We start from the raw sequence: 6,850 nt of genomic DNA, 5'->3' as shown, positions 1-6,850 counted from the left end.
TTTTGATGCAAAACAGAATTGGAAGCGGTTCGTCGAGAAATATGGAAAACGGATTCGACCTGTTGTTCGCAAAGAGGTAAAAAAATTTGAACATTGTGGAGATCCCAAACAGGGATTTAAGCTTTTTGTTTGTGAAGGTTGCCATGATGTAAAAATAGTGGCCTACCGATGTCGAAGCCGATTTTGCACAAGCTGTTCAAGCGGAGAAGCAGAAGAATGGAGTCGTGTACTAAGCCATGATGCCTATCAGGTAATGCACCGGCATGTTGTTTTTACGATAGATGAAGAATTGCGACCAATTTTTGCAAAACACCGGTATCTGCTAAAAGAACTAATGGATCGGTCAGTAAAATTGGTGCAAGAATTTTTCCAACGGAAAAGCAAGGTGATGCCAGGAATAATTGCAGGCCTGCACACATTCGGAGCCAAAGCCCAATTCAATCCCCATGTACACATGATGGTGACGATGGGAGGAATGACGGCAAAAGGAGAATGGAAACAATACGACTTTTTGCCGTTTGAAATGCTAAGGAAACAATGGCAGACAGTAGTATTGAAGATGTTGAGAGAGAAATTAAGTCGGGAAGAAATCAAACGGATACAGCCGATATTGCAACAAGCGTGGAATAATCACCAGAATGGTTTTTATGTGTATGCGCCAAAACAAAAAGGGAATATAAAAGAACAATTACGATATATTGGGCGTTATTTAAGGCACCCAGCCATTGGGGTATCTCGTATCATTGCTTACGATGGAGAAAGCGTCAGTTTTCGGTATAAAGATAAAAAAGATGGCCAAGAGAAAGTAGAAACACTTAGTGTAGAAGAATTTATAGGGCGGTTAATCCAACATATACCAGAAGAATACTTTAAACTTATTCGGCATTATGGAATTTATGGACGAAGAATCCGGAGTATATGCAGGAAGATCCTGGGACAGTGGCAAGAGAGAGTAAAGCGATGGATTATAAAAATGAACCGTATAAAACGGAGGAACTGGAGTCAAAGGCAAAAAGAGCAGAATGGTCAAGACCCAGCAATCTGCAGACGATGCGGCAATCATTATGAATACAAGGGAGAAGTCTGCCTGGAGAACGGGCGATTAGTCATCCGATATACAACAGATCTCATGGCAAGAAAATACTTGGAGAGGATGATAGGCTATCAATCGGGGAATGCAAAAAAAGAAGAAAAAGCCAGGAAAACCAACCCCACCGCGCCCCAGTACAGTGCTCTACATTTGTTTGGGTTGTGAAAAACAAGAAGAAATCCCCTACCAAGTGGTAAGGGACTTTGATAAACAAGATGATACAAGGGATTTAAGCTACCCACCGCAGTTTAGCTGTGAATCTTGTGGCGGGGTAATGCATCCACGTTACTATAAAGGGGTCCATGGATTTGAGTACCGACTTTCGGATGTGCTCAATACCAAAGGACCGCGTTAGCGGTTTTTCTTATAGAGCGCGAACATCCGCGATTATCCACTCATGGCCTGAAGTTCGCTCCAATAATACGTTATATAGTTTTCCGGTGTCATAACTGCGCACTTCAACGAGAGCTCTCTGACTGGAAACGGTGAGAAGTGAAAAAGAATCACGGGAAGAATCAAAACCATAGCTAGCAGCGTTATCTTTTACATAATCTACAGGACTACTACTCAAGTAGGCATAGTTATTATCGTACCGCTGATTGTTATTGTCACTCCGATAATAAATCTTCCCGTCCTGGTACCAGGCTTGGTTTTCATCAGGGCTGTTGGTGCCAACCACGGCCTGGTTGGAGAGGATCTTTATTAGCTTGTAGCGACTGTTCGGTTTGCACAGGAGATAGATTTGAGGGTGTTTCCGCAGCAAGGGCTTTAGTGGCTGGGATACCAGATAATACTGCTCCTGTCATGATTGCGGCGCCCATCAAAGCGGCGGTGCGGCGTTTTAATTTGAGTCTTAATTGCCTGCGCTTGACTGCGTTTTTCCCCTCATTTTCCCTCCTTGTGCTACTTAATTATAGTATTTCGGATTTAGCAGATCATAATTCTAGGTAAATATAGCAACAGGCAGACTTCGTTATGCCACTTTTGTAGATAATCAATACTGCGATTTTCTGAGCAATGGTGGAATACACTGAAGATTCTGGTAGACTATCATAAAAAAATGTAATATAATTGGAAAAAAGGTGTATAGATGACTAGTTAACTAATTAACAGTAGAATATTTAGGCATACTTGTCGAAAGGCAAGGACGCAAAGCCATGGGTCTAAAGGCCGTTAACGCCAATGATTGCCAGGTTGCACATTTGATTTTTACAAATCAAAGATGACAGACCTGCTATAGATAGGTCTGTCATCTTTGCATGGGCGCCTTTTATGCCCTACTATGAAATCACTGTCATAGCTGCAATCCAAATACAGAAGAATAGATCTTTACAAAGTGTATTGATGGGGTCAAGGGCGAGAGCGGCGGAGCTCAAGGGGGTATTTGTCTGTAACTATGGTTGAAAAACGTGTGTGCTGTAAGTTTTGACGTAACATTGAATGGAGAGTTGATTGTGAAAAGTTTAAGAGCAAAGCTTTCGGTAATAGTCATTGCTTTATTTGTGGTTTCGCTTGGCGTGCTGGCTGGGTTAAACTATTGGCAATCACAAAAAATGCTAACACAGGATGTTGAAAAAGAAATTGCCCTCGTGGCACAAACCAATGGCGAAGCAGTTGGCATGTGGCTTGCAGGAAAGAAAATCGAATTAGAGGCGATCTCGCGGTCGCCGATTTTGACCAGTGGTAATCGCGAAGCCATGGTGTCTTATATTACCTCAGAAATAAACAATAATAAGTTTTACGAAAACATTTTTTGGACTGATGCTAAAGGTAACTACATTGATACACGCGGTCTAGCCGGGAACTCAGTGAACAGACCCTACTTTGCAAGTGCAATTGCGGGGAATACCTTCATCACAGATCCGATAGTATCTCCGGCTAGCGGCAAGCTCGTCGTAGTTATCGCTACCCCGATCAAGGCTGAGGGGCGCATTATTGGGATTTTAGCAGGAGCAATCAATATAGAAGAGGTGGAAAAACGCGTCCTTGGCATCAAGGTGGCCCAGACGGGTTACGCTTACGTTTTGCGGACTGATGGCACAATAATCGTTCATCCGAATAAAGAATTAATGAACAAAGCCAATTTTAACAACGACCCTAATGCAACCCCTGCTCTGAAGGCAGCCGCTGAAAAGATGCTGAAAGGTGAAAAAGGGATTGCCGATTATCAATATATGGGAGTGGAAAAATATTTAGCGTATGCGCCGATTACAGGAACTTCCTGGTCCATTGGTGTAACTGTGCCTACTAGTGAAGCAAGGGCGCAGCTGCGAACCTTTGCCTGGACTTCATTAATTACTATTGGTGCAGTACTTATTTTAGCTAGTATCGTTATCGTAGTTGTAGCCGCACGTATCGCGAAACCGCTGCAGACACTAGAAGGAGTGGCTGGCCGGATTGCAGGCGGCGATCTGAGCATAACTAACATTAATGTAAACTCACAGGACGAGCTTGGGCGTTTAGCACGGGCCTTTGAAACAATGGTAGGCAATCTACGTAACCTTGTGCGTGAGATTGACACTTCTTCAGAGTTGGTAGCTGCATCGGCCGAGGAATTGACCGCTAGTGCCCACCAGTCATCTCAAGCGGCAAATCAGGTGGCGAGTTCTATTGCCGATGTGTCTAAAGGTATGGAAGAACAATCGACTGTAGCCAATGATACTTCGGCTGTGGTACAACAAATGTCAGCCAGCATCCAGCAGATTGCTGCCAATATTAATGAAGTAGCAGCGCAATCGGCGCAGGCTTCGGTTAAGGCCAATGAAGGTAACAAATCAGTTGATAGAGCGGTAAGTCAAATGGCCAGTATTGAACAGACTGTTATTAGTTCAGCTGGGGTTGTAGCCAATTTAGGCGAACGTTCTAAGGAAATAGGACAGATTGTGGATACTATCTCTGGTATTGCCGGACAAACCAACCTATTGGCGCTCAATGCTGCCATTGAAGCAGCCCGGGCAGGTGAACAGGGACGCGGTTTTGCCGTAGTGGCAGAAGAAGTCCGTAAATTAGCCGAGCAGTCGCAGGAAGCAGCCAAGAAAATCGCAGTATTGATTAGTGAAATTCAGGGTGATACTAATAAAGCTGTAATAGCCATGGACGAAGGAACTAGAGAAGTGAAGCTGGGAGCAGACGTGGTCAATGCTTCTGGACAAGCCTTTCTGGAAATCACTACTCTGGTAACCCAGGTATCAGGTCAGATAAGTGAAATTTCCTCAGCCATTGAGCAGATGGCTATTGGCAGTCAGCAAATTGTTGGTTCAGTAAAGCGGATTGATGATTTGAGTAAAAATGTATCAGGGGAAGCTCAGACGGTGTCGGCGGCGACCGAAGAACAATCAGCATCTATGGAAGAAATCGCATCTTCAAGTCAAGTACTAGCCAAACTGGCAATGGACCTCAGGGAAGCAGTTAATAAATTCGAGGTTTAAAGGAATAATGTAAAAGAAGATAAACAACACTAGTTGCAGTTATTTGGCAATTAGTGTTGTTTATTCTTGGGATTTATTACTATTCAGTAGTCCTGCTTAGTGGCAGGCGGTGCCAGGGGGACGGGGTTGTTGACAACATTGCGTTATACTGGGGGACGTTCCTTACTTGCCGCTCTATCTGTCAGAGTAAACGGACTACTAGTGAGTTTGGGGCTCGCAAGCGACCGCAAGCCCTATGATTTCAGAAAGGAACCATGGTATAACCCCTGTAACTATAACATAATGGTAAGCATATTATGTAATAGTTCTACCATCAAACTCTGAAAGGTGATGCTTCAATGTCTACTTATCGTGAATGGGAATATCCTGAAATAGAAAATTACATGGAAAATGATAATTACCAATGTAAACTACGGCAATATAGTCCTCGCATATGTTTACCTTTTCAATGCGCTCCAAGGAAGTGTTCTCCAGAGTACTGTCGTCCGTTTAGTTGCTATCCTAAAGATTGCTATCCTAATCACCAGTGTTATCCAGTACAATGCTATCCTATATGGCCATGTACCCCAAATATATGTTTTCCACGTTAATGGGACAGGGGGCAGGGACTTTGTGTGTGTCAAGCGCGCATTGTATGGCAAAGACCAGGTTAATTGTCCCGCAAAATAAAGGTTGCTATACTTGATGTAGCAGTGATAAAAAACAACCTGTACCGTTTGGTACAAGTTGTTTTTTATCACCCCCAGAGCATGGGGGCATAACTGAGCTGCCGGTAAAAGTAATTGAAATTAGCAATAGTGTGATTGTGATTAGTATGAAGTAAATGCTTCAGAATTTGAAACTCCTGTCCAGAAGTCATGTATCGCAGGTAGAAGCTCGTTTGTTTCATGAAATCATTAATAGAGATGAGCTTGGATATAATAGGTCACTTTCTTAAGTTACTACTACAATGCCCGAGTCTGTGACCACATACCCTTTTTGTATATCCTCTTCATGATTATAGCCAATTTCCGTGCCATCGGGGATTTTTACGTTCTCATCGATTATTGCTTTTTTGATCTTTACGTGTCTGCCAATTTCAACATTTTCAAACAGGATCGAATCTTCAACCAAGCTATAACTATTAATCTTGCAGCAAGGTCCTAGTATGGAGCGTCGTACTGTACCACCACTGATGATACAACCGCCGCATATATATGAGTTGAGATTTTGTCCACGTCTGCCTTCCTCATCAAAAACCGTTTTTGCAGGAGGTAAGTTACCTTGATTGGTTAGGATTGGCCACCTATAGTTATAGAGATTCAATTGCGGGACCACGTTTATCAGATCCATATTTGCTTCATAATAGGAGTCGATTGTCCCAACATCTTTCCAGTAGCCTTTTTCTCCCGGCCCCATTCTGGGAATCAAATTATCAATAAAATTATAGGCAAAGACTCGATCACCTTTTTCGAGCATCATTGGAATCACATGTTTGCCAAAGTCAAGATCTGCATGTTGCTTCCTGCCTTCTTTCAGTACTTCAATAAGCTTTTTTGTAGAAAAAATATAATTGCCCATTGATGCAAAACAAGTCGAACGATCTGGAATTGTTACCGGATCTCTGGGCTTTTCTGCAAATGCAGTTACCCTACAATTTTCATCTACCGAAAAAATACCAAACCGACTGGCTTCGTCAAGAGGTACCTCGAGAGCCGCCAAAGTAATATCGGCTTTATTCATAATATGATAGCTTATCATCTGACTGACATCCATCTTGTAAATATGGTCGCCGCCGAAGATTGCAATATAATCTGCATCTGTAGATTCAAGAATTCTCATAAACTGAAATATCGCATCAGCAGTCCCCTTAAACCATTCCTCACCTATGTTGGTAGTCTCGGGAGATATCGTGTCATAAAACTCTCCGAGTCCAACCCATTTTGACCATGATTCTTTGATGTGTTTATTTAAGGAATAAGCCCTGTATTGTGTTAGAATGTATACGTTTTTGATGCCTGAATTAAATAGGTTACTCAATACAAAATCTACGATTTTATATTTTCCGCCAAAAGGAACATAAGGTTTGGGTCTGTTTAATGTAATGGGGTTCAGTCGTTCACCCTTGCCACCTGCCAAAACCATTGCGATGGTATTTCTCGCAAAATTACTCAATACAGCAGTATACATTCTGTTCCCTCCCTTATTAAATTTCTCTTAATAAGCCTCTGGTTGATACAATAGCTTAACATTGGACATTATTAAGCATTCAGAGAAAAGATACTATATTATATTTAAATATTCTGACAATAAGTACAGATTTCCTGCTATATTACAATTTTCTTTACTAATT

At 42.2% G+C, this 6,850-nt stretch carries 3 protein-coding genes and 1 riboswitch; of the genes, 2 read left to right on the top strand and 1 reads right to left on the bottom strand.

Features of this window, described 5'->3' with window-relative positions; all coding sequences use genetic code 11:
• Together VN447_RS17290 and VN447_RS17285 are read left to right on the top strand one after the other, a co-directional pair.
• The coding region (locus VN447_RS17290) for an IS91 family transposase (RefSeq protein WP_325526595.1) at positions 1-1,255 on the top strand (1,255 nt) is incomplete at its 5' end.
• Between the two features lie 949 nt (positions 1,256-2,204).
• Positions 2,205-2,292, top strand: a riboswitch (cyclic di-GMP riboswitch).
• A gap of 252 nt (positions 2,293-2,544) precedes the next feature.
• Complete coding sequence (locus tag VN447_RS17285; protein WP_325526594.1) at positions 2,545-4,518, top strand: methyl-accepting chemotaxis protein; 1,974 nt, start codon at positions 2,545-2,547, stop codon at positions 4,516-4,518.
• A gap of 933 nt (positions 4,519-5,451) precedes the next feature.
• Here VN447_RS17285 and glgC read toward each other — a convergent pair.
• A complete protein-coding gene (gene glgC, locus VN447_RS17280; protein WP_325526593.1) occupies positions 5,452-6,687 on the bottom strand; it encodes a glucose-1-phosphate adenylyltransferase in 1,236 nt (411 codons plus the stop codon).
• Between the last annotated feature and the right edge of the window lie 163 nt (positions 6,688-6,850).

The organism is Sporomusa sp. (genome assembly GCF_035561155.1).
GTDB lineage: Bacteria > Bacillota > Negativicutes > Sporomusales > Sporomusaceae > Sporomusa.
Note: the sequence above shows the minus strand (reverse complement) of the source record. Positions and strands in the feature narration are given on the sequence as shown.